The organism is Leifsonia sp. SIMBA_070 (assembly GCF_046534635.1).
Classification (GTDB): Bacteria; Actinomycetota; Actinomycetes; order Actinomycetales; family Microbacteriaceae; genus Leifsonia.
Map to the genome: position 1 here is coordinate 1 of NZ_JAWRYK010000653.1, position 251 is coordinate 251.

General features: G+C 62.5%; 1 protein-coding gene. It reads left to right on the forward strand.

What is annotated here, in order from left to right:
* Positions 1 to 251 (forward strand): hypothetical protein (locus SB754_RS21855; RefSeq protein WP_410784404.1); only part of this gene is annotated, 251 nt, incomplete at both ends.

Sequence of the window (251 nt, forward strand, 5' to 3'; positions counted from 1 at the left end):
GTCCGACGTGTTCGTGCTGACGATCGACTACGACCTGGGCGGGCTCACGCTGACCTCGACCACCGGTTACCTCGAGTACGAGTTCCAGCAGGACTGCGACTGCGATTTTACCAGTGCGACCGTGTTCAACGCCCTGCAGGACGAGGCCTTCGAGCAGTTCAGCCAGGAGCTCCGGGTGACCTCGCCCGGGGGCGAGACCATCGACTACATCGCCGGCCTCTACTACCAGACCAACGAGCTGGACTTCGAAG